Origin of the sequence: Pseudonocardia broussonetiae (genome assembly GCF_013155125.1) — a bacterium.
GTDB lineage: Bacteria > Actinomycetota > Actinomycetes > Mycobacteriales > Pseudonocardiaceae > Pseudonocardia > Pseudonocardia broussonetiae.
In genome coordinates this window covers 3,232,489-3,253,616 of record NZ_CP053564.1, presented here as the reverse complement: position 1 = coordinate 3,253,616, position 21,128 = coordinate 3,232,489, and the positions used below count along the sequence as shown (strand labels likewise).

General features: G+C 72.8%; 19 protein-coding genes. 8 read left to right on the top strand and 11 right to left on the bottom strand.

The window, feature by feature from the left end:
- Positions 1–51 precede the first annotated feature (51 nt).
- Positions 52–789, bottom strand: coding sequence for a hypothetical protein (locus HOP40_RS16125; protein ID WP_172159415.1), 738 nt, complete (start codon positions 787–789; stop codon positions 52–54).
- Between the two features lie 132 nt (positions 790–921).
- Here HOP40_RS16125 and HOP40_RS16120 point away from each other — a divergent pair, with 132 nt between their 5' ends.
- Positions 922–1,344: a PPOX class F420-dependent oxidoreductase gene (locus HOP40_RS16120; protein WP_172159413.1), complete on the top strand. Its 423-nt coding sequence runs from the start codon at positions 922–924 to the stop codon at positions 1,342–1,344.
- Between the two features lie 4 nt (positions 1,345–1,348).
- Here the strand turns inward: HOP40_RS16120 and HOP40_RS16115 are convergent, their stop codons facing one another.
- The 8 genes from HOP40_RS16115 to HOP40_RS16080 form a co-directional block, all read right to left on the bottom strand.
- Complete coding sequence (locus tag HOP40_RS16115) at positions 1,349–1,663, bottom strand: DUF6457 domain-containing protein (RefSeq protein ID WP_172159411.1); 315 nt, start codon at positions 1,661–1,663, stop codon at positions 1,349–1,351.
- A gap of 38 nt (positions 1,664–1,701) precedes the next feature.
- A complete protein-coding gene (locus HOP40_RS16110; protein WP_172159409.1) occupies positions 1,702–1,842 on the bottom strand; it encodes an MFS transporter small subunit in 141 nt (46 codons plus the stop codon).
- Positions 1,839–3,230, bottom strand: coding sequence for an OFA family MFS transporter (locus HOP40_RS16105; RefSeq protein ID WP_172159407.1), 1,392 nt, complete (start codon positions 3,228–3,230; stop codon positions 1,839–1,841). The genes HOP40_RS16110 and HOP40_RS16105 overlap by 4 nt, the downstream gene beginning before the upstream one ends.
- A gap of 138 nt (positions 3,231–3,368) precedes the next feature.
- Positions 3,369–4,649 carry an ATP-dependent Clp protease ATP-binding subunit ClpX gene (gene clpX, locus HOP40_RS16100; RefSeq protein WP_172159405.1) on the bottom strand — a complete coding sequence of 427 codons (1,281 nt, stop codon included), beginning with the start codon at positions 4,647–4,649 and terminating at the stop codon, positions 3,369–3,371.
- A 189-nt stretch (positions 4,650–4,838) separates the two neighbouring features.
- Positions 4,839–5,483 carry an ATP-dependent Clp protease proteolytic subunit gene (locus HOP40_RS16095; protein ID WP_275691357.1) on the bottom strand — a complete coding sequence of 215 codons (645 nt, stop codon included), beginning with the start codon at positions 5,481–5,483 and terminating at the stop codon, positions 4,839–4,841.
- Complete coding sequence (locus tag HOP40_RS16090) at positions 5,480–6,109, bottom strand: ATP-dependent Clp protease proteolytic subunit (protein WP_172159403.1); 630 nt, start codon at positions 6,107–6,109, stop codon at positions 5,480–5,482. Before HOP40_RS16090 ends, HOP40_RS16095 begins: the two co-directional genes overlap by 4 nt.
- A gap of 172 nt (positions 6,110–6,281) precedes the next feature.
- Positions 6,282–7,784, bottom strand: a complete 1,503-nt coding sequence (gene tig / locus HOP40_RS16085) for a trigger factor (protein WP_172159401.1) — start codon at positions 7,782–7,784, stop codon at positions 6,282–6,284.
- A gap of 117 nt (positions 7,785–7,901) precedes the next feature.
- A complete protein-coding gene (locus tag HOP40_RS16080; RefSeq protein ID WP_172159399.1) occupies positions 7,902–8,234 on the bottom strand; it encodes a hypothetical protein in 333 nt (110 codons plus the stop codon).
- Between the two features lie 185 nt (positions 8,235–8,419).
- Here HOP40_RS16080 and HOP40_RS16075 point away from each other — a divergent pair, with 185 nt between their 5' ends.
- The 3 genes from HOP40_RS16075 to HOP40_RS16065 are packed head-to-tail and all read left to right on the top strand — an operon-like array spanning position 8,420 to position 9,992.
- The gene (locus HOP40_RS16075; RefSeq protein ID WP_205347207.1) at positions 8,420–9,043 is read left to right on the top strand and encodes an RNA polymerase sigma factor; all 624 of its coding nucleotides are present in this window, start codon (positions 8,420–8,422) and stop codon (positions 9,041–9,043) included.
- Complete coding sequence (locus HOP40_RS16070) at positions 9,034–9,618, top strand: Asp23/Gls24 family envelope stress response protein (protein WP_172159397.1); 585 nt, start codon at positions 9,034–9,036, stop codon at positions 9,616–9,618. Before HOP40_RS16075 ends, HOP40_RS16070 begins: the two co-directional genes overlap by 10 nt.
- A 5-nt stretch (positions 9,619–9,623) precedes the next feature.
- Positions 9,624–9,992 carry an Asp23/Gls24 family envelope stress response protein gene (locus HOP40_RS16065; protein ID WP_172159395.1) on the top strand — a complete coding sequence of 123 codons (369 nt, stop codon included), beginning with the start codon at positions 9,624–9,626 and terminating at the stop codon, positions 9,990–9,992.
- A 66-nt stretch (positions 9,993–10,058) separates the two neighbouring features.
- Here HOP40_RS16065 and HOP40_RS16060 read toward each other — a convergent pair whose 3' ends face one another.
- Positions 10,059–10,784 carry a (2Fe-2S)-binding protein gene (locus HOP40_RS16060; protein WP_172159393.1) on the bottom strand — a complete coding sequence of 242 codons (726 nt, stop codon included), beginning with the start codon at positions 10,782–10,784 and terminating at the stop codon, positions 10,059–10,061.
- Between the two features lie 377 nt (positions 10,785–11,161).
- On the opposite strand from HOP40_RS16060, the gene gltB reads away from it, so the two are divergent.
- Complete coding sequence (gene gltB / locus HOP40_RS16055; protein WP_205347206.1) at positions 11,162–15,712, top strand: glutamate synthase large subunit; 4,551 nt, start codon at positions 11,162–11,164, stop codon at positions 15,710–15,712.
- On the top strand, positions 15,705–17,156 hold the full coding sequence (locus HOP40_RS16050) for a glutamate synthase subunit beta (RefSeq protein ID WP_172159391.1): 1,452 nt from the start codon (positions 15,705–15,707) through the stop codon (positions 17,154–17,156). The genes gltB and HOP40_RS16050 overlap by 8 nt, the downstream gene beginning before the upstream one ends.
- 1,322 nt (positions 17,157–18,478) lie before the next feature.
- Here the strand turns inward: HOP40_RS16050 and HOP40_RS16045 are convergent.
- Positions 18,479–18,736, bottom strand: a complete 258-nt coding sequence (locus HOP40_RS16045; protein WP_172159389.1) for a hypothetical protein — start codon at positions 18,734–18,736, stop codon at positions 18,479–18,481.
- 139 nt (positions 18,737–18,875) lie between these two features.
- Here HOP40_RS16045 and HOP40_RS16040 point away from each other — a divergent pair, with 139 nt between their 5' ends.
- Entirely contained in the window at positions 18,876–19,625 is a 750-nt protein-coding gene (locus tag HOP40_RS16040; RefSeq protein WP_172159387.1) for a 3-hydroxybutyrate dehydrogenase, read from the top strand.
- A gap of 17 nt (positions 19,626–19,642) precedes the next feature.
- The gene (locus HOP40_RS16035; protein WP_172159385.1) at positions 19,643–20,980 is read left to right on the top strand and encodes an MFS transporter; all 1,338 of its coding nucleotides are present in this window, start codon (positions 19,643–19,645) and stop codon (positions 20,978–20,980) included.
- The last annotated feature ends 148 nt before the right edge of the window (positions 20,981–21,128 follow it).

The following is a 21,128-nucleotide window of genomic DNA, read 5'->3' as shown; positions in this document are numbered from 1 at the left end:
AGTCTACGAGCCGCCGTCGAACCCCTTGCCCAGGAGGGTTCGGCAGGGGTGTCAGGAGGGCAGCAGCGCCGCGTGCAGCCGGTCGAAACCGAGCAGCCTCCCGAGCGTGCGGCGCCCCACCAGGGACGGGTCGACCGCGCGGATCTGCCCGCTCGTGGGCTCGTAGACCTTCCACGCGCCCTCGTGCAGGCCCACGGCCATGACGTAGTGGCGCGGCACCATCGCCCCGACCAGCAGCGGCACCGGCCGGCCGGACCGCAGCGCCGACTCCACCGCCGCGACGACGCCGGCGACGTCGCGGGCGTCGACGTCGTCGACGAGCCGGACGCGGTAGGGCCCCGCCGACGGCAGGTGGCGCCGCAGCCACGCCACCATCCCCCACGGCGACGTGCCCAGCGCCTGCGGCCAGAACCGCGTGGACTCGCGGTGGACCTGCTTCTGCCGGGCGTCGTAGCGGGAGCCGAAGAGCACCGGCGCGGTGGCGGGCGCGGCCACCGGTGCGCCGACCGCGGCGCGGCCGTCGGGGGCGTCGTCGCCGGGGCCGTCGAGGCGGCGCACCTCGGCCGGGTCGGCCCACGCCGCGAGGGCCACGAGCACGGCGCTGCCGCACGTCGTGCCGTCGACCTGGTCGAGCGGCACGCCGGCGCGGCGCTGGTCGCCGAGGCGCTCGGAGAGCAGGGGGTTGCGCCCCGCGGCGAGCGGCCGCACCGCCGCCACCGGGACGACGGCGGGGCGCCAGGCCCCGACGAGCACCTGCACCCGCCGCGCCGTGCCGCAGACCGTCCGCATCGCCCGTGCTCCCCTCGCCGACCCGGTGCCGATCCTAACGATCCGCGGGCCCCGTGCGCGCGCCGTGCGACGGCTCCGCGACGGATCGTCACCACCCGGGGACCGGGTCCGCCTCGGGCCTACGCTCGCCCCATGAACGAACTGACCCCCGAGATCCGCGCGTTCCTCTCGGCCGGCACGCGGACGGGCAAGCTCGGCTTCGTCGCCGCCGACGGCCGGCCGCTGGTGGCGCCGGTCTGGTTCGTCGTCGACGGCGACGACCTGCTGTTCAACACCGGGGCCGGCACCGCCAAGGGCCGGGCGATCGCGCGCGACCCGCGGCTGGTGGTCTGCGTCGACTCCGAGGTGCCGCCGTTCGCGTTCGTCCAGGTCCAGGGCGTCGCGGAGACGTCGGAGGACCCGGACGAGCTGCTGCGCTCGGCCACCGAGATCGGCGGCCGCTACATGGGCGCCGACCGGGCCGAGGAGTTCGGGCGGCGCAACGGCGTGCCCGGGGAGCTCCTCGTCCGGCTGCGGCCCACGAAGGTCATCGCCGAGCTGGACATGACGGCCTGACTCCTCAGCCGCGCTGCTCCTGGTCGTTGGCCGGCTCGGCGCGCTCGGTGTCGGCGCCCCAGCCCTCGGCCAGCTTGCTGATCTTCCCGGCGTAGTCGCGCGCGGCGACCGCCGGGTCGTCGGCGCGGCCCGCGGCCACGCCGATCAGGAACGCTGTCACGGGCGCCCCGGGACGGCTGACGCCGTGGGCGACGTCGGAGGTCAGGTCGAGCACCATGTCCACGGTGCTCGCCGACTCGACGGCGTCCTCGAGGCCCAGCTCCCGCGAGACCGCGGTGACCCACTCGGACAGGGCGTTGGCATCTGCGCTTCCACTCACGCCTCCGACGGTAGCCGCGATGCCGCGACCCCGCCGGGTCAACCGGCGAACAGCGCCGGGATCTTGACGACCAGCTGGTAGAGGCCGTAGCCGAAGGGCACGACGACCCAGAGCCAGGCCAGGACGAGCAGGACGTAGTAGACCGGGGTGCGGTTCCCCGTGGTGCCGAGTGTGCTCATGCCTGCGCTCCCGCGGTCGCGGAGTCCGTCGTCTCGGTCTCGTGGAACTTCTCGTTCACCGGCCTGATCAGCTCGTTGCAGACGAACGCGACCACCAGCAGCCCGATCATGATCGAGAACGCCAGCGTGTAGCGCCCCGGCCCCTCGACCCCGGCGGCGATCTGCGCGTCGGCGATCGCGTTGACGATCACCGGCCCGAGCACGCCCGCCGTCGACCACGCCGTGAGCAGGCGGCCGTGGATGGCGCCCACCTGGTAGGTGCCGAACAGGTCGCGCAGGTAGGCCGGCACGGTGGCGAACCCGGCGCCGTAGAAGGACAGGATGAACAGCGCGCTGATCAGGAAGACGGCGCGGTTGGTGTTCGTCGTCAGCGTGATGAGCAGGTACAGCAGCGCGCCGACGCCCAGGTAGATCCGGTACATGTTCTTGCGGCCCAGCACGTCCGACAGCGACGACCACAGGATCCGGCCGAGCGCGTTGGCCAGCGACAGGATCGCGACGAAGCCGGCGGCCGAGGCCGCGATGGTCTCGGCGGGGCTGGAGTCCTTGAAGAAGTCCTGGAAGATCGGCGAGGCCCGCTCCAGGATGCCGATGCCGGCCGTGACGTTGAAGCAAAGCACGACCCACAGCAGCCAGAACTGCGGCGTCTTGATCGCGTTGGACGCCGACACGTTCGCCGTGCTGATCAGCGAGCCGGTCTTCTGCTTCTCGGGCTGGAAGCCCTCGGGCTTCCAGTCGGGCGCGGGCACGCGGATCAGCAGCCAGCCCACCGACATGAACACCGCGTAGATCAGGCCCATGACGAGGAACGTCTGCCCGATGCCGGCGGCCTGCGCGCCGTCGCCGGAGCCGCCGAACGCGCCCAGCAGCGACGTCGTCAGCGGGGTGGCGATGAGCGCGCCACCGCCGAAGCCCATGATCGCGATGCCGGTCGAGAGACCGGGGCGGTCGGGGAACCACTTGATCAGCGTCGACACCGGCGAGATGTAGCCGACGCCCAGCCCGATGCCGCCGACGAAGCCGTAGCCGACGATCACCAGCCAGTACTGGCCGAGGTACATGCCGGCCGCGGAGATGAGGAACCCCGCGACGAAGCACGAGCTGGCGACGACCATCGCCCAGCGCGGCCCGTTGGCGTCGACCTTCGTGCCGAACAGCGCCGCCGAGAGGCCGAGCATGATGATGCCGAGCGTGAACGGCAGGGCGCTGAGCACGCCCGCGCTCGGGTTGCCGGCCAGGATCGTGTCGGCGAGCGGCGTCTTGAACACGCTCCACGCGTACGCCTGCCCGATCGCCAGGTGGATCGAGAGGGCGGCCGGGGGGATCAGCCACCGGCTCCAGCCCGGAGGGGCCACGATCCGCTCACGTTGCAGGAAACCTGCTGCCATCGTCTCGCCCCTCTGCGGCCGGCGTACCGGGTCGGGCCGAAACTAGGTGCGACCCGGGTCACCCGCAACCGCAGGCCCGGGACGTGCCGAACGCCGGCCCCGACGTGCGGGACCGGCGTTCGGAGGGTGATCGGACTGCTACGCGGAGCGCTCGCGCCGCTCCCGGCGGGCCGGGGTGCGGGGCACGATCGTCGGGTTCACGTTGCTGCGGACCGTCTGTTCGGTGACCACGACCTTGGCGACGTCGTCGCGGCTCGGGATGTCGTACATCACGGGGAGCAGGACCTCCTCCATGATGGCGCGCAGCCCGCGGGCCCCGGTGCCGCGCAGGATGGCCTGGTCGGCCACCGCCTCCAGCGCGCCCTCGGTGAACTCGAGCTCCACGCCGTCCATCTCGAACAGCTTGCAGTACTGCTTGACCAGCGCGTTCCGGGGCTCGGTCAGGATCTTGACCAGGGCCTCCTTGTCGAGCGACGTCACCGAGGCGACGACCGGCAGGCGGCCGATGAACTCGGGGATGAGGCCGAACTTGATGAGGTCCTCGGGCATGGTGTCGCCGAAGCTCTCGGCCGCGTCGAGGTCGTTCTTCGAGCGGATCTCCGCGCCGAAGCCCAGCCCGCGCCGGCCGACCCGGTCGCCGATGATCTTCTCGAGGCCCGCGAAGGCCCCGGCCACGATGAACAGCACGTTCGTCGTGTCGATCTGGATGAACTCCTGGTGCGGGTGCTTGCGCCCGCCCTGCGGCGGCACGCTCGCCGTGGTGCCCTCGAGGATCTTCAGCAGCGCCTGCTGGACGCCCTCGCCGGACACGTCGCGCGTGATCGACGGGTTCTCGCTCTTGCGGGCGATCTTGTCGACCTCGTCGATGTAGATGATGCCGGTCTCGGCGCGCTTGACGTCGTAGTCGGCCGCCTGGATGAGCTTCAGGAGGATGTTCTCGACGTCCTCGCCGACGTACCCGGCCTCGGTGAGGGCGGTGGCGTCGGCGATCGCGAACGGCACGTTGAGCAGCTTCGCCAGCGTCTGCGCGAGGTAGGTCTTGCCGCAGCCGGTCGGGCCGAGCATGAGGATGTTGGACTTCGACAGCTCCACGCCGTCGCCGTCGGCCCCGCGCGCCTTGTCGCCCGCCTGGATGCGCTTGTAGTGGTTGTAGACCGCCACCGAGAGCGTCCGCTTGGTCCGGCTCTGGCCGACGACGTACTGGTCGAGGAAGTCGTGGATCTCGGCGGGCTTGGGCAGCTCGTCGAGCTTGACCTCACCGGCCTCGGCCAGCTCTTCCTCGATGATCTCGTTGCAGAGATCGATGCACTCGTCGCAGATGTAGACGCCAGGTCCGGCGATCAGTTTCTTGACCTGCTTCTGGCTCTTGCCGCAGAACGAGCACTTGAGCAGGTCACCACCATCACCGATGCGTGCCATGAGTGCAGACCCCAAATCTCATCAGCGCGACCCCAGCCGGCGTGCCCGGTAGGCGCGGCCCTCGTGACGGTACCCGCCCGACCCGTCCCCCGGGGAGCACCAGCGTGCTCCGATCCGGGGGCGTGTCGGCGGACGGCCGGTGCCGGGCGTCAGGAGCCCCGCACCGACCGGGTGGTGCAGCCGGCCCGACTAGGAGACGGCGGACAGCTTCCGGCTCTGGATGATCTCGTCGACGATCCCGTACTCCTTGGCCTCGACGGCCGTCAGGATCTTGTCGCGCTCGACGTCGCGGCGGACCTGCTCCTCGCTCTTGCCCGTGTGCTTGGCGAGCGTGGCCTCCATCAGCTTGCGGACCCGGGAGATCTCCGCGGCCTGGATCTCGAGGTCCGAGACCTGGCCGTAGGTGCCCTCGGTGGCCGGCTGGTGGATGAGGACCCGCGCGTTCTGCACCGCGAGGCGACGCCCCGGGGTGCCGGCGGCGAGCAGGACGGCCGCGGCCGACGCGGCCTGCCCGAGGCAGACCGTCTGGATGTCGGGACGGATGAACTGCATCGTGTCGTAGATCGCCATCAGCGACGTGAACGAGCCGCCGGGCGAGTTGATGTACATGCTGATCTCGCGGTCCGGGTCGGCCGACTCCAGGCACAGCAGCTGCGCCATGACGTCGTTGGCCGACGCGTCGTCGATCTGCACGCCGAGGAAGATGATGCGCTCCTCGAACAGCTTGTTGTACGGGTTCGACTCCTTGACCCCGTAGCTCGTGCGCTCCACGAAGGACGGCAGCACGTACCGCGACTGCGGCGAGTGGAACTGGCTCCCGCTGGAGATGGTCACTGTGCGCTCCCGTTGCCGTTGCTCTCGACGCCGATGCTCTCGTTGCCGGCGGGCAGCTGCCCGGCGCGGGTGATGACGTGGTCGACGAAGCCGTACTCCAGCGCCTCCGGGGCGCGGAACCAGCGGTCGCGCTCCGAGTCGGCCGTGACCTTCTCGACCGTCTGCCCGGTGTGCTGCGCGATGAGCTCGGCGAGCTCCCGCTTGAGCAGCCGCGACTGCTCGGCCTGGATGACGATGTCGGACTCCTGACCACCCACGCCGGAGGACGGCTGGTGCATCATGATCCGCGCGTGCGGCAGGGCGTAGCGCTTGCCCCGGGCACCGGCCGAGAGCAGGAACTGCCCCATCGACGCGGCCAGGCCCATCGCGAACGTGGCCACGTCGCAGGGCACGAACTCCATGGTGTCGAAGATGGCCATGCCGGCCGACACCGACCCGCCGGGTGAGTTGATGTAGAGCTGGATGTCCGACTCGGGGTCCTCCGCGGACAGCAGCAGCATCTGCGCGGCGATCCGGTTGGCGATGTCGTCGTCGACCTGCTGGCCGAGCACGATGATCCGCTGCTGGAGCAGGCGCTCGTAGACCGAGTCCGACAGCGTCAGCGACGAGGGCGCGCCCCGTCGCATCGACGCTCCGTCGAGGCGGTCCGCGGTACGCGAACCGGTTTCGTGGGTCGTCACTTCACCCTCTGCTTTCTGGTGCTGGTCAGCTCGCGTGTGCATCGTGGCCGACCCTACGCGGACGGGCGTCGCGCCCGCCGCGTTCGGACCGGTTGTTCGCTCTGGGCGTGTCCGCGGCTCAGGAACCGCTGGTCTTCCCGTCCTCGGTGGACGCGGTGGCGGCCTCGTCGGTGGCCTCGTCGGCGTCCTCGTCGGTGACCTCGTCGCTCGCCTCGACGGCCGCGGCCTCCTCGGCAGCGGCGGCGTCCTCGGCCTCCACGACCTCGCCGGGGACCTCGGTGACCTCGATGCCGTCGCCCTCGTCACCGAGGAGGTCGGACAGGTCGACCGGGGCGCCCGAGGCGTCGGTGACCGTGGCCGCGCGGACCGCGGTGATGAGGGCCTTGGTGCGGCGGACGTCGGCGTAGATCGCGCCGAGCTGGCCGGCCTCCTGGATGCGGCGCACGAACTCCTCGGGCGGCATCCGGTACTGCTGGGCCTGGTAGACGATGCGCTCGGTGAGCTCCTGGTCGTTGACGCTCACCTGCTCGGCGTCGGCCAGCGCGTCGAGGACGAGGCGCGTGCGGACCGACTTCTCGGCCTCCTCGCGCGTCTCGGTGTCGAACTGCTCGCGGGTGCGGCCGTCACTGGCCAGCGCCTGCGCGAAGCGCTCCTCGTCGTGGTCGAAGCCGTGCACCGCGTCGTGGGTGACCGACTCGACCTCGGCGGCGACGATGCTCTCGGGCAGCGGCACCTCGGTGCCGTCGACGAGGGCCTCGAGGATCCGGTCGCGGGCCTGCGAGACCTGCTCCATCCGCTTGACGCGCCCGAGGCGCTCGCGCAGGTCGGCGGTGAGCTCGTCGAGGGTGTCGAACTCGCTCGCCAGCTGGGCGAACTCGTCGTCGGCCTCGGGGAGCTGGCGCTCCTTGACCGCGGTGACCTTGACGGTGACCTCGGCGTCGGAGTCGGCGTGCTCGCCGGCCACCAGCTTCGTGGTGAAGGTCTTCTCCTCGTCGGCCGACAGGCCCTGGACGGCCTCGTCGAGGCCGTCGATCAGGCCGCCCTGGCCCACCTGGTAGGAGAAACCGCTGGTGGTGGCCTCCTCGACGGGCTCGCCGTCGACGGTGGCGGAGAGGTCGATGAGCACGAAGTCGTCGGTGCCCGCGGCGCGCTCGACGCCGGTCAGCGTGCCGAAGCGGGCGCGCAGGCTCTCGAGCTGCTCGTCGACGTCGGCGTCGGTGACCTCGACGTCGTCGACGGTGACGGCCAGCGTGGAGAGGTCGGGCAGCGCCAGGTCGGGGCGGACGTCGACCTCGGCGGTGAACGCGAGGCGCTCCCCGTCGGCGATCTCGGTGACCTCGATGTCGGGGCGCCCGATCGGGTTGACCTCGTCGGCCGCGGTGACGGCCTCGGTGTACTTGTTCGGGACGGCGGCGTTGACGACCTCGTCCAGGACGACCCCGCGGCCCAGGCGGGCCTCGATGATGCGCGCCGGCACCTTGCCCTTGCGGAAGCCGGGGACGGAGACCTGCTGCGCGATCTTCTTGTAGGCGCGGTCGAAGTCCGGCTTGAGCTCGTCGAACGGCACCTCGACGTTGATCCGGACCCGCGTCGGGCTCAGCCGCTCGATGGTGCTCTTCACGGTGGGGACACTCCTCATTCTGCGAACACGGCGCATGGCGGGGCACGGGCACGGGACCCGTGCCGACGGCAGTCCGCCGAGTCTAGGTGAACCGGCGCCGGGGCCGTCGCGCGGCCGCTACGCCCTGGGGGCGGCGGTGACCGCGGCGACCACGTCGGAGAACGTCACGTCGACGGGCACCGGGCCCAGCACCCCGCGCACGGCGGCGGCCAGCTCGTCGGCCAGCTGCGGCAGCGGGACGCCCAGGCGGGCGACGACGGCGATCTCCACGGGCTCGGTCCCGGCACCGAGGCGGACGCCGTCGACGCGGGCGCGGCCGGGCAGGTGCGACGCGACCGTGCCCCACGGGCCGCCGTCCAGGCGGGCGACACCGGGGTGCGCCGACACGGCCGCGGCGACCGCGAGCGCGGTGGCGGCGGTGGGGTCGGGGGCGCGGTGGGCCGGGTGCACGTGATCACGGTAGACGTGGTCGCGGTGGTCCGGGGACGACGACCGGCGGCGCGCCCCGGGGCGCCGGTCCTCCTCGTCGCCAGTGGTGCCGGGAGGGACTACCGTGGCCGGTGGTGGTGGGACCTCGCGCCGACCGCCGTCATCCCGGTGGAGCGCGTCGCACGCGGTCCACGGATCGGAGCGCGGTGCAGCTGAGCCAGGGTGTCGCGGCCTCCGCCGCACCGGTGCGGCGCGCGCCGGAACCCCCCGTCCCGGAGGCCGGACCGCCCGTGCCCGACGAGCTCGACGAGCAGACGCTGGTGGTGCGCGCCCAGGAGGGCGACGCGCGGGCCTTCGAGGCCCTGGCCCGGCGCCACCAGGACGCGCTCTACCGCGTCGCCGTGCGCGTGATGGGCGACCGCGCCGAGGCCGAGGACGCGCTGCAGGAGGCCCTGCTGGACGCGTGGCGGCGGATCGGGCGGTTCCGCGGCGAGTCCGCGTTCTCCACGTGGATGTACCGCGTCGTCACCAACCGGTGCCTGGCGATGCTGCGCAAGCGGCGCCCGGTCCCGGTCGAGGAGATCGAGGCCCCGGCACCCGCGCAGGACTCCCCCGAGCGCACCGCCGAGCGCGACGCCGGCATGGCCGCGCTGCACCGCGCGATCGCCGCACTGCCCGACGACCTGCGGGTCTGCTGGGTGCTGCGTGAGGTGGAGGGCCAGGGGTACTCCGAGATCGCGGAGATCACCGGGGCCACCGAGGACGCGGTGCGCGGGCGCATCCACCGGGCCCGCACGAAGCTGGCGGAGGCGATGCGCTCATGGCGGTGAACCCCGCTCCCCTGCCCGGCCCCGACGGCCGACTGGCCTGCGGCCGCGACGCCGCGCTGGTCTGGGACCGCGCCGCCGCGGGCGAGGCCCCCGACGAGCACGAGCGCGGGTGCCCGCACTGCCGCGCCGCGGCGGCCGACGCCCGGGGCCTGGACGCGCTGGTGCACCGGCTGGCCGACGAGCGGCCGCAGCCGCCGCCGTCGGTGCTCGACACGGTGATGGTCGCGGTGCGCACCGAGCTGCGCCCGCACGACGTCCTCACCCTCCCCTCGCCGTACGGGCCGGCCCGGCTCTCACGCGCCGCGGCGGCCGCGGTGCTGCGGCACACCGTCGACGCGATGGAGGGCGTGCGCGCCCGCAGCTGCCGGATCGAGCAGGTCACCGACACGTCCTCCGGCGGGCCCGGCCACGCCGCCGACGTGCGGATCACGGTGACCGCGCGGTTCGGCGTCGACCTGGCGTCGGTCACGGCGCGCGTCCGCCAGATGGTGGCGGCGGCGGGCGAGCAGGCGCTCGGGGTGCCCGTGCGGCGGGTCGACATCGAGGTCGTCGACGTGTTCGGGGGCGAGTGGTGAGCGGGGTGGCGGAGGGCGCCCCGGAGGTGCGCGTGCACGTCGGCGACGCCGTCGTGGCGCGGGTGGCCGCGCACCGCGCCCGCCGCGTGCCCGGGGTCGTGGCCCTGCGCGCCGACCTCACCCAGGCCCTGCTCGGGCTGGCCGGCTCCTGGCTCGACCCCGCCCGCGACCGCGGCTCCCTGCCCGCCGGCGGCGTGCACGCGGAGGTGCGCGGCCACACCGCGGACGTCACGATCACCCTGGCCACCCGGCTGGGGTTCACCTGCCGCGACGTCGCCCAGGCCGTGCAGCGCGAGGTGGCCGCCGAGGTCGGGGCCTACACCGGCCTCGACGTCGTCGTGACCGTCGTCGTCGCCGAGGTGCTGCTCGACTAGGAGCGTGCTGAAGAACTCCGGTCGTAGCGAGCGGCGCGCAGTAGGCCCGAGTTGTTCAGCGCGCTCCTAGTCCGCCGGGCGCGGCGCGAGCACGCAGTCGCCGCACAGCCCGCCGTCGCGGGCCCGGTAGTAGAGGCAGCAGGACCGGCGGCGGAAGCTCCACCCGCGGTCCGGCGGCCGCGGCGCGAGCCGCTCCCCCGTGCCCGCGAGCACCCCGGTGTCGAGCAGGCGCTCGGCCACCTCGGTGGCCCGGTCGTGCACCGCGGGCCACTGCGCGACGACCAGCCGCCGCGTCGCGGCCACGGTGGACGCGGTGTTGCCGTGCAGCACCTTCTCCGACACCGCCACCCGCTCCCGGACCGCCGCCGCGAGCGGGCGCAGGTGCTGGTCGAGCAGCAGGTCGGCGAGGCCGGCCGCGGCGTCGGCCGGGTCCGGCACCGGACGGCCGCCGGGGTCGGCGCACCACAGCTCCCACGGCCCGTCGGTGCGCGGGGCCCAGTGCAGCGCCGACGGGCTGAGGGCGGGCAGCACCCCGTGCACGACGGCCGCCGCGAACGGCGCCGCCACGAGCAGCGCCGCGAGCCCCTGGAACGTGACGGACGCCGCGACGCGGTCGTCGGAGCCGAGGACGGTGCGTACGTGCGCGATGCGCCGGACGAGTGCATCGGTGCGGCCTGCACAGGCGTCGGCGACGGGGTGGGCGCCGTCCGGGGCGGAGCCGGCGGGGCCGGTGGCGACGGTGAAGAAGGGGCCGGCGCGGGCCACGTCGTGCAGGGCTCCGGCGACGTCCACGGCGCCAGTCTGACGGGTCGGGCGCGGTGGCGCCCCCACCGGCGCCGCTGCAGGTCACCGGGCTCACGTCCCTGACCACTGGCGGATCGTCGGCGTCGCGTGCGACGCTGGTGGGCGCGCCAGAGCACCCACTGCAGCGTGCCTGCGCACCACGGAGCACCACCGGCCGACGCCCACCCCCGGCGTCAGGTCGTCGTGCCGGCACCGGGTCTCCACCACGACCTCTCGTCGGCGCATCCAGATGCACCCGTTCGGACCAGGACCGGCCAGCGGACGGGCGTGTCGCTTATCCTTTCCCCTCAACCATCACGTCGTCCCGATTGCCCCAAGCAGTAGTGGGTCAGTGTCGGGGTGCACCGAGACGACAGGAGGCACTGTTGGCTGCCACGACGAACGCGACCGGCACCGCGGTCCCCTCGGAGGGGCTGTACGCCCCGGACTTCGAGCACGACGCGTGCGGTGTCGCCATGGTCGCCGATCTCTCCGGGCGGCGCGGCCACTCCATCGTCCGCAAGGCCCTGACCGCGCTGCTGCGCCTGGAGCACCGCGGCGCACGCGGCGCCGAGGCGAACACCGGCGACGGCGCGGGCATCCTGATCCAGCTGCCGGACGCCTTCTTCCGCGAGGTCGTCGACTTCGCGCTCCCCGAGGACGGCTCCTACGCCGTCGGCACGGCGTTCCTGCCGGCCGACCGCGAGGCCGCCGACGCCGCCGTCACCGAGATCGACCGCCTCGCCGCCGAGGAGGGCCTCACCGTCCTCGGCTGGCGCGAGCTCCCCGTCGACCCGGACGGCGCCGACATCGGCCCGTCCGCGCGCGCCGCCATGCCCGGCTTCCGCCAGCTGTTCGTCGCCGGCGCGCAGGGCGAGACCGGCATCGCGCTCGAGCGCCTGGCGTTCTGCCTGCGCAAGCGCGCCGAGCACGGCACCGGCACCTACTTCCCGTCGCTCTCGCCGCGCACCATCGTCTACAAGGGGATGCTGGCCGAGCCGCAGGTCGAGGCGTTCTACCCCGACCTCTCCGACGAGCGCGTGACGTCGGCGCTGGCCGTCGTGCACTCGCGCTTCTCCACCAACACGTTCCCGGCGTGGCCGCTCGCGCACCCCTACCGCTACGTCGCGCACAACGGGGAGATCAACACCCTGCGCGGCAACCGCAACTGGATGGCCTCCCGCGAGGCGCTGCTGCAGTCCGACGTCATCCCCGGCGACCTGGCGCGCCTGTCGCCGATCGTCACGCCGGACGCGAGCGACTCCGCCACGTTCGACGAGGTCCTCGAGCTGCTGCACCTGGGCGGGCGCAGCCTGCCGCACGCGGTGCTCATGATGATCCCGGAGGCGTGGGAGAACCACGACGAGATGGACCCGGCCCGCCGGGCCTTCTACGAGTTCCACTCCACGCTGATGGAGCCGTGGGACGGCCCCGCGCTCGTCGCGTTCACCGACGGCACGCTCGTCGGCGCGGTCCTCGACCGCAACGGCCTGCGCCCCGCGCGCTACTGGGTCACCGACGACGGCATCGTCGTGCTGGCCTCCGAGGTCGGCGTGCTCGACGTCGAGCCGTCGTCCGTCGTCCGCAAGGGCCGCCTCGAGCCCGGCCGGATGTTCCTGGTCGACACGGCCGCGGGCAAGCTCGTCGACGACGCCGAGATCAAGGGCGCGCTGGCCGCCGAGCACCCCTACGCCGACTGGCTGCACGCCGGCCTGATCCGGCTCGAGGACCTGCCCGCGCGCGACCGCGAGGTCCCGAGCCACGCCGCGCTGACGCACCGCCAGCAGTCCTTCGGCTACACCGAGGAGGAGCTCTCGCTCCTGCTCAAGCCGATGGCGGCGGCGGGTGCGGAGCCGATCGGCTCGATGGGCAACGACGCCCCGATCGCGGCGATCTCGGAGCGGCCGCGGTCGCTGTTCGACTACTTCATCCAGCTGTTCGCGCAGGTCACCAACCCGCCGCTGGACGCGATCCGCGAGGAGCTCGTCACCTCGCTGCAGAGCCAGCTCGGGCCGGAGCAGAACCTGCTCGACGCCACCCCGGCCAACTGCCGCACGATCCTGCTGCCGTTCCCGGTGCTCGGCAACGACGACCTGGCCAAGATCGTCCACATCAACGACGACGGCGAGCTCCCCGGCTTCGCCTGCGTCACGGCCAAGGGCGTGTTCCGGGCTGCCGACGGCGGTGCCGGCATGAAGGCGCGGCTCGCGGAGATCTGCCGCGAGGTGTCCGAGGCCATCGAGGACGGCGCGCGGCTGATCGTGCTGTCCAACCGCGGCGTCGACGCCACCCACGCGCCGATCCCGTCGCTGCTGCTCACCGGCGCGGTCCACCACCACCTGGTGCGCGAGAAGACCCGCAGCCGGGTGGGCCTGGTCGTCGAGTCCGGCGACGCCCGCGAGGTGCACCACATCGCGCTGCTCATCGGCTACGGCGCGGCCGCCGTCAACCCGTACCTGGCCATGGCCACCGTCGAGGACCTCGCCGAGCGCGGCGACATCCCCGGCGTCGACCCGGCCACCGCGGCGAAGAACCTCGTCAAGGCGCTCGGCAAGGGCGTCCGCAAGACGATGTCGAAGATCGGCGTCTCCACCGTGGCGTCGTACACGGGCGCGCAGATCTTCGAGGCGATCGGCCTGGGCAAGGAGGTCGTGGACGAGTGCTTCTGCGGCACCACCTCGCGCCTGGGCGGCGTCGGCTACGACGTCCTCGCCGAGGAGGTGCTGCGGGCCCACCGCCGCGCCTTCCCGCGCGACGAGGTCCGCGCGCACCACCGCGCGCTGGAGGTCGGCGGCGAGTACCAGTGGCGCCGCGAGGGCGAGCTGCACCTGTTCAACCCGCAGACGGTGTTCAAGCTGCAGCACTCCACGCGGGCCGGGCGCTACGACATCTTCAAGGACTACACGCGCGCGGTCGACGAGCAGGCGCACCGCCTGATGACGCTGCGCGGGCTGTTCGCCTTCAAGGAGGGCCTGCGCCCGCCGGTGCCGCTCGACGAGGTCGAGCCGGTCGAGGAGATCGTCAAGCGCTTCGGCACCGGCGCCATCTCCTACGGCTCCATCAGCCAGGAGATGCACGAGACGCTGGCGATCGCCATGAACCGGCTCGGCGGCCGGTCCAACACCGGCGAGGGCGGCGAGGACTCCGAGCGCTGGACCCCCGACGCCAACGGCGACTCCCGCCGCTCCGCGGTCAAGCAGGTGGCCTCGGGCCGCTTCGGCGTCACGAGCGAGTACCTCGTCAACGCCGACGACATCCAGATCAAGATCGCGCAGGGCGCCAAGCCCGGCGAGGGCGGCCAGCTGCCCGGCGGCAAGGTCTACCCGTGGATCGCCAAGACCCGCTACGCCACCCCCGGCGTCGGGCTGATCTCGCCGCCGCCGCACCACGACATCTACTCCATCGAGGACATCAAGCAGCTCATCCACGACCTGAAGAACGCCAACCCGCGGGCCCGCATCCACGTGAAGCTGGTCAGCCAGGTCGGCGTCGGCACGGTCGCGGCGGGCGTGGCGAAGGCCTACTCCGACGTCGTGCTCATCTCGGGCCACGACGGCGGCACGGGCGCGTCGCCGCTGTCGTCGATCAAGCACGCGGGCGGCCCGTGGGAGCTCGGCCTGGCCGAGACGCAGCAGACGCTGCTGCGCAACAACCTGCGCGACCGGATCGTCGTGCAGGCCGACGGGCAGCTCAAGACCGGCCGCGACGTCGTCATCGCCGCGCTGCTGGGCGCGGAGGAGTTCGGCTTCGCCACGGCCCCGCTCGTCGTCAGCGGCTGCATCATGATGCGCGTCTGCCACCTCGACACCTGCCCGGTGGGCGTCGCCACGCAGAACCCGGAGCTGCGCAAGCGGTTCGACGGGCGTCCGGAGTACGTCGTCAACTTCATGCGGTTCATCGCCGAGGAGGTGCGCGAGTACCTGGCGGCGCTGGGCTTCCGCTCGATCGACGAGGCCGTCGGCCACGCCGAGGTGCTGGAGACCGACGACGCCGTGCGGCACTGGAAGACCGAGGGCATCGACCTGTCCCCGATCTTCGCGACGCCCGACGTCGGCCCCGACACGGTCCTGCACCGGACGAAGGCGCAGGACCACGGCCTGGAGAAGGCGCTCGACAACACGCTGATCCAGCTGTGCGAGGGCGCCCTGCGCTCGGGCGACAAGGTGCACCTCGACCTGCCCGTCCGCAACGTCAACCGCACCGTCGGCACGATGCTGGGCTACGAGCTCACGAAGCAGTGGGGCGGCGAGGGCCTGCCCGACGACACGATCGACGTCACGCTCACCGGCTCGGCCGGCCAGAGCTTCGGCGCGTTCGTGCCGCGGGGCATCACGCTGCGGCTGGTCGGCGACACGAACGACTTCTTCGGCAAGGGCCTGTCCGGCGGGCGGCTCACGCTGCGGCCCGACCCGACGGCGCCGTTCGCCGCCGAGGACAACATCATCGCCGGCAACGTGATCCTGTACGGGGCCACGTCGGGCGAGATCTTCGTCCGCGGCATCGTCGGCGAGCGGTTCTGCGTCCGGAACTCCGGTGCGCTGGCCGTCGTCGAGGGCGTCGGCGACCACGGCTGCGAGTACATGACCGGTGGGCGCGTCGTCGTGCTCGGCCGGATCGGGCGCAACTTCGCGGCGGGCATGTCCGGCGGCGTGGCCTACGTGCTCGACCTGCCGGCGCACCGCGTCAACCCCGAGATGGTCGACCTCGACCCGCTCGACGACGACGACCGCGCGTTCCTGCGCGAGGCCGTCGAGAAGCACTACGCGGAGACGGAGTCGGCCGTCGCGAAGAAGCTCCTCACCGACTGGGACGACAACGTAGCCCGCTTCGGCAAGGTCATGCCGCGCGACTTCAAGCGGGTGCTGCAGGCCCGCGAGGCCGCGGAGCGCGAGGGACGGAACGTGGACGAAGCCGTTATGGAGGCCGCTCATGGGTGACCCGAAGGGATTCCTGACCACCAAGCGGGAGGGGCCCACCCGCCGCCCGGTCGACCTGCGGCTGATGGACTGGCGGGAGGTCTACGAGGACTTCCCCCGCGACCACCTGGAGAAGCAGGCCGGGCGCTGCATGAACTGCGGCATCCCGTTCTGCCACCAGGGCTGCCCGCTGGGCAACCTCATCCCGGAGTGGAACGACCTCGTCTACCGCAAGGACTGGCGCGAGGCCACCGAGCGGCTGCACGCCACGAACAACTTCCCGGAGTTCACCGGCACGCTCTGCCCCGCCCCGTGCGAGGCGGCCTGCGTGCTGGCGATCAACGACGACGCCGTCACGATCAAGCAGGTCGAGATCGAGATCGTCGACCGGGCGTGGGACGAGGGCTGGGTGCCGCCGCAGCCGGCGCGGACGAAGACGGGCAAGAAGGTCGCCGTCGTCGGTTCCGGGCCGGCCGGGCTGGCCGCCGCGCAGCAGCTCACGCGCGTGGGCCACGACGTCGTGGTGTTCGAGCGCTCCGACCGCATCGGCGGCCTGCTGCGCTACGGCATCCCCGAGTTCAAGATGGAGAAGGCGCGGCTCGACCGGCGCCTCAAGCAGATGCAGGACGAGGGCACGATGTTCCGGGCGTCGGTCGACGTCGGCACGGACATCACCGTCGAGCAGCTGCGCGACGAGTTCGACGCCGTCGTGCTCGCGGGCGGGGCCACGGCGTGGCGCGACCTGCCCGCCGCCGGCCGCGAGACCGAGGGCGTCTACCAGGCGATGGAGTTCCTGCCGTGGGCCAACCACGTGCAGCAGGGCGACATCGACGCACCGCCGATCACGGCCGAGGGCAAGGACGTCGTGATCATCGGCGGCGGTGACACCGGCGCCGACTGCCTCGGCACGAGCCACCGGCAGGGCGCCCGCTCGGTCACCCAGCTCGAGATCATGCCGACGCCCCCGGAGAAGCGCACCGAGGGCATGCCCTGGCCGACGTACCCGATGGTCTACCGGGTGTCGAGCGCGCACGAGGAGGGTGGCGACCGGCTGTTCTCGGTCAACACCACCGAGTTCGTCGCCGACGACGAGGGCAAGCTCGCCGGCATCCGCATCGTCGAGGTCAAGCGCGGCGAGAAGGGCTTCGACCCCGTCGAGGGCACCGAGAAGCTCCTGCCCGCGCAGCTCGTGCTGCTCGCGATGGGCTTCGTCGGGCCGGAGAAGGGCAAGCTGCTCTCCGACCTCGGGGTGGAGCTCGACGAGCGCGGCAACGTCGCGCGCGACCGCAGCTTCATGACCAGCGTCGACGGGGTGTTCTCCGCGGGCGACATGGGCCGCGGCCAGTCGCTGATCGTGTGGGCCATCGCCGAGGGCCGGGCCGCCGCGGCCGGGGTCGACGCCTACCTCACCGGGCGCGACGTCCTGCCCCGGCCGATCGAGCCGACCGACCGGCCGCTGACGTGACAGCGCTGTTCTGACGTGACGGTGCGGGCCGGGGGCGTCTACGCCTCCGGCCCGTACCCCTTCCCCACCCTGCTCGACCTTCAGCCCGCGCCCGGCGTGCGCCAGCCGCGCGATGAGCAGGTGCTTGTTCGTCGGCCTCGGTGAGCACCGCGGCGGAGCCGGTGAGGATCCCGGCCATCCGGGCCGGTGATCACCGAGACCGCACCAGCACGGCCCTCCCGACGACCCTGACGTCACACTCTCGACGATCACCGCCCGGTGATCACCGAGACCGCACCGGCAGGGCCCTCCGCACGACCCCCACGTCACACTTCCGACGATCACCAGATCGGGCCGCGGGCTGGCGCGGTGGGGCGCGGGCGGCGGAGCGCGGGCGGCTGCCGCGAGGCGGTGGGGCGCGGGTTGGTGGGGCGCGGGTTGGTGGGGCGCGGGTTGGTGGGGCGCGGGTTGGCGGGGCGCGGGTTGGCGGGAGCTTCCGGTGATCACCGAGACCGCACCGCCAGGGCCCTCCGCACGACCCCCACGTCACACTCCCGACGATCACCGCCCGGTGATCACCGAGACCGCACCACCAGGGCCCTCCGCACGACCCCCACGTCACATTCCCGACGATCACCGGTGGGCCCGGGCCCGGGGGCGGGGTGGTGGGGCGGTTGGCGATGGGGCGCGGGGCGATGGGGCGCGCAGTGAGTGCGGCCGGCAGGCCGCGACGCGATCAGGCGCCCCGTTGCGGATCACGACCCGCACCACGTCGCGCGGAGCGGACGCGGCGGTGGGGGTTGGCGGTGGAGGCCGGGCGATGGAGCGCGAGCGGCCGGCCGCGGGGCGATCAGGCGCAAGCCGATCAGGCGCGGAAACCCGGAACCCAGGGACCGAGGGCGGTGATCACCGGGACCGCACCACCACGGCCCTCCCCACGACCCTGGCGACACACTCCCGGCGATCACTGCCCGGTGATCACCGAGACCGCACCCTCAGCGCCCTCCGCAAGACCGCCAGGTCACACTCCCGACGATCACCGGTGGGTGGGCGGGTGGGGCAGGTGCCGGACGGGCGCGAGGGCGAGCGGGGGCGGCCCCGAGGACCCGACCCCGCGTGCGGAGCGGCGGCACCGGTCGAGACGGGCTCCCCGATGCCCCGCACACCAGCCACGTACGCCCCACACCGGCTCCAGACGGTGCGTGGGGTGCGGAACCGGTGTGCAGCCGCGTCCGGCGTCGGGGGGCAGCACCGCTACCCAGGTCGGCAACCCCGCCGTCGGCACACAGGTCACCTGGCCGCAGCCGCCCGACGGTCGCCGACGGCCCCCGCCGCCGAGCGCGTCAGACCTCGATCTCCTCCAGCTCGAACGCGTCGTCCCCGATCCACACCCGCAGTCCCTCGGCGTCGTCGGTGAGGTAGCCGTCCTCCTCCTCCCCCAGCTCGCGGGCCGAGCCGAGGGCGCGGTAGCTGTAGCTGATCCGGCCGTCGCCCAGGTCCACCGGGCGGTACTCGCGGGCGAGGCGGGCGGTGCGGCTCTCGGTGGCGAGCCAGGTGGCGTTCTCGGCGCCGACGTCGGCGACCCAGCTGCTAGTGCGCATGCGGCGCAGTATGAGCCGCCCGCTGCCGCAGATGGATCTCATCCTGAGATCGTCGGGGCGCGGACCACATGATCGGCACCGGGAATGTGGGTGCGCGCCACACAGCGGAGCGCCTCACTCTGTCTTAACGTTCCCGGTCATGACGATCCTGGACGGTCGGACGGCGCTGGTCACGGGCGCGGCGTCCGGCATCGGCAAGGCCATCGTGCAGCGCATGGCCGCCGACGGTGCGCACGTCGTCGCCGTCGACCGTGACGAGGCGGGCCTCAAGGCGCTGGCGGACGAGGTGGCGGGGGTCGAGACGGTCGTCTGCGACCTCTCCGACCTCGACGCCGTCGACGCGCTGCCGTCCGCCGTGGACGTGCTCGTCAACAACGCCGGCATCCAGCACGTGGCGCCGGTGCACGAGTTCGACCCCGAGCGGTTCGGCCTCATCCTGCGCGTGATGCTGGAGGCGCCGTTCCGGCTCTCCCGGCGGGTCCTGCCGCACATGTACGAGCGCGGCTGGGGGCGGATCGTCAACGTCTCCAGCGTGCACGGGGTGCGCGCGAGCCCGTTCAAGTCGGCCTACGTCAGCGCCAAGCACGGGCTGGAGGGGCTGTCGAAGGTGATCGCGCTGGAGGGCGCCGCGCACGGCGTCACCAGCAACTGCCTCAACCCCGCCTACGTGCGGACGCCGCTGGTCGAGAAGCAGATCGCCGACCAGGCGCGCACGCACGGCATCGACGAGTCGCAGGTCCTGGAGCAGATCATGCTCACGCCCGTGGCCGTGAAGCGGCTCGTCGAACCCGCCGAGGTCGCCGAACTCGCCGCCGTGCTCTACGGCCCGGCGTCCGGCTCGATCTCCGGCACCTCCTACCTCATGGACGGCGGCTGGACCGCCCACTAGCCAGAAAGGGTTGCCCCATGGCTGAGAACCAGCCGCGCAGCTCCATCGTCAAGATCGTCGGCGCGAGCATGGCCGGCACCACCGTCGAGTGGTACGACTTCTTCCTCTACGGCGTCGCCGCGGCGCTGGTGTTCCCGCAGGTCTTCTTCCCCGGCAACGACCCCGCCACCGGGACGCTGCTGTCGCTGGGCACGTTCGCCGTCGGGTTCATCGCGCGGCCGGTCGGCGGCCTCGTCTTCGGCCACTACGGCGACAAGATCGGCCGCAAGACGCTGCTCGTCGTCAGCCTGCTGATGATGGGGGTGGCGACGTTCCTCATCGGCGTCCTGCCCGGCTACGCCACCATCGGGCTCGCGGCGCCGATCATCCTCGTGCTGCTGCGCCTCGTGCAGGGCTTCGCCCTCGGCGGCGAGTGGGGCGGCGCGGTGCTCATCGTCTCCGAGCACGGCGACCCGGCCCGCCGCGGCTACTGGGCGAGCTGGCCGCAGGCCGGCGCCCCCGGCGGGCAGCTGCTCGCCAACGGCATCCTGGCGCTGCTCGCGGCGTTCCAGAGCGAGGCCGACTTCCTGGCCTGGGGCTGGCGCATCCCGTTCCTGCTCTCGGCGGTGCTCGTGCTGATCGGGCTCTACATCCGGCTCTCGGTCGAGGAGTCGCCGGTGTTCCGCGAGGCGCAGCGGCAGGCCGAGGAGCGCGCCGCCGCCGGCACCGCCGACGCCATGCCAATCCTCGAGGTGCTGCGCAGCTACCCCCGCGAGGTGCTCACGGCGATGGGCGCGCGGTTCGCGGAGAACGTCTCGTACTACATCTTCACCATCGTCGTGACGACGTACGCGACGACGCAGCTGGGGCTGTCGAGCTCGTTCGTGCTGGGTGCGGTGCTGATCGGCGCGGCCGTGCACTTCGTGACGATCCCGGTCTGGGGCGCGCTGTCGGACCGCTTCGGCCGCAAGCCGCTCTACATCCTGGGCGCCGCGGGCGTCGGGATCTGGGCGTTCGCGTTCATCGCGCTGCTCGACACGCGCAACTTCGGCGCGGCCGTGCTCGCGGTCGTCGGCGGGCTGCTGTTCCACGGCGCCATGTACGGGCCGCAGGCCGCGTTCCTGTCCGAGCTGTTCGGGACGAAGGTGCGCTACTCGGGCGTCTCGATCGGCTACCAGCTGGCCTCGATCCTGGCCGGCGGGCTCGCCCCGATCATCGCGGTCGCGCTGATCACCACGTACGGCAGCGGCTACCCCGTGGCCGTCTACGTGGCGGCGTCGGCGGTGCTGACGATCATCGCCGTGGCGTCCTACTCCGAGACCCGCCACCGCGACCTGGCCGACGACCCGGCCCTGCCGAAGTCGGCGGCGCGCTGAGCCGACGGGCCCGGGGCATGTTGCAGGAAGGCCACCTTGATGACAATAACCGTCAGCAAGGTGGCCTACCTGCAACTCCGGACGAGCGCACCCTCGACGATCCAACCCCGGACGAGGCGCAGCCCACTGCCCACGGCACGGCGGGTGG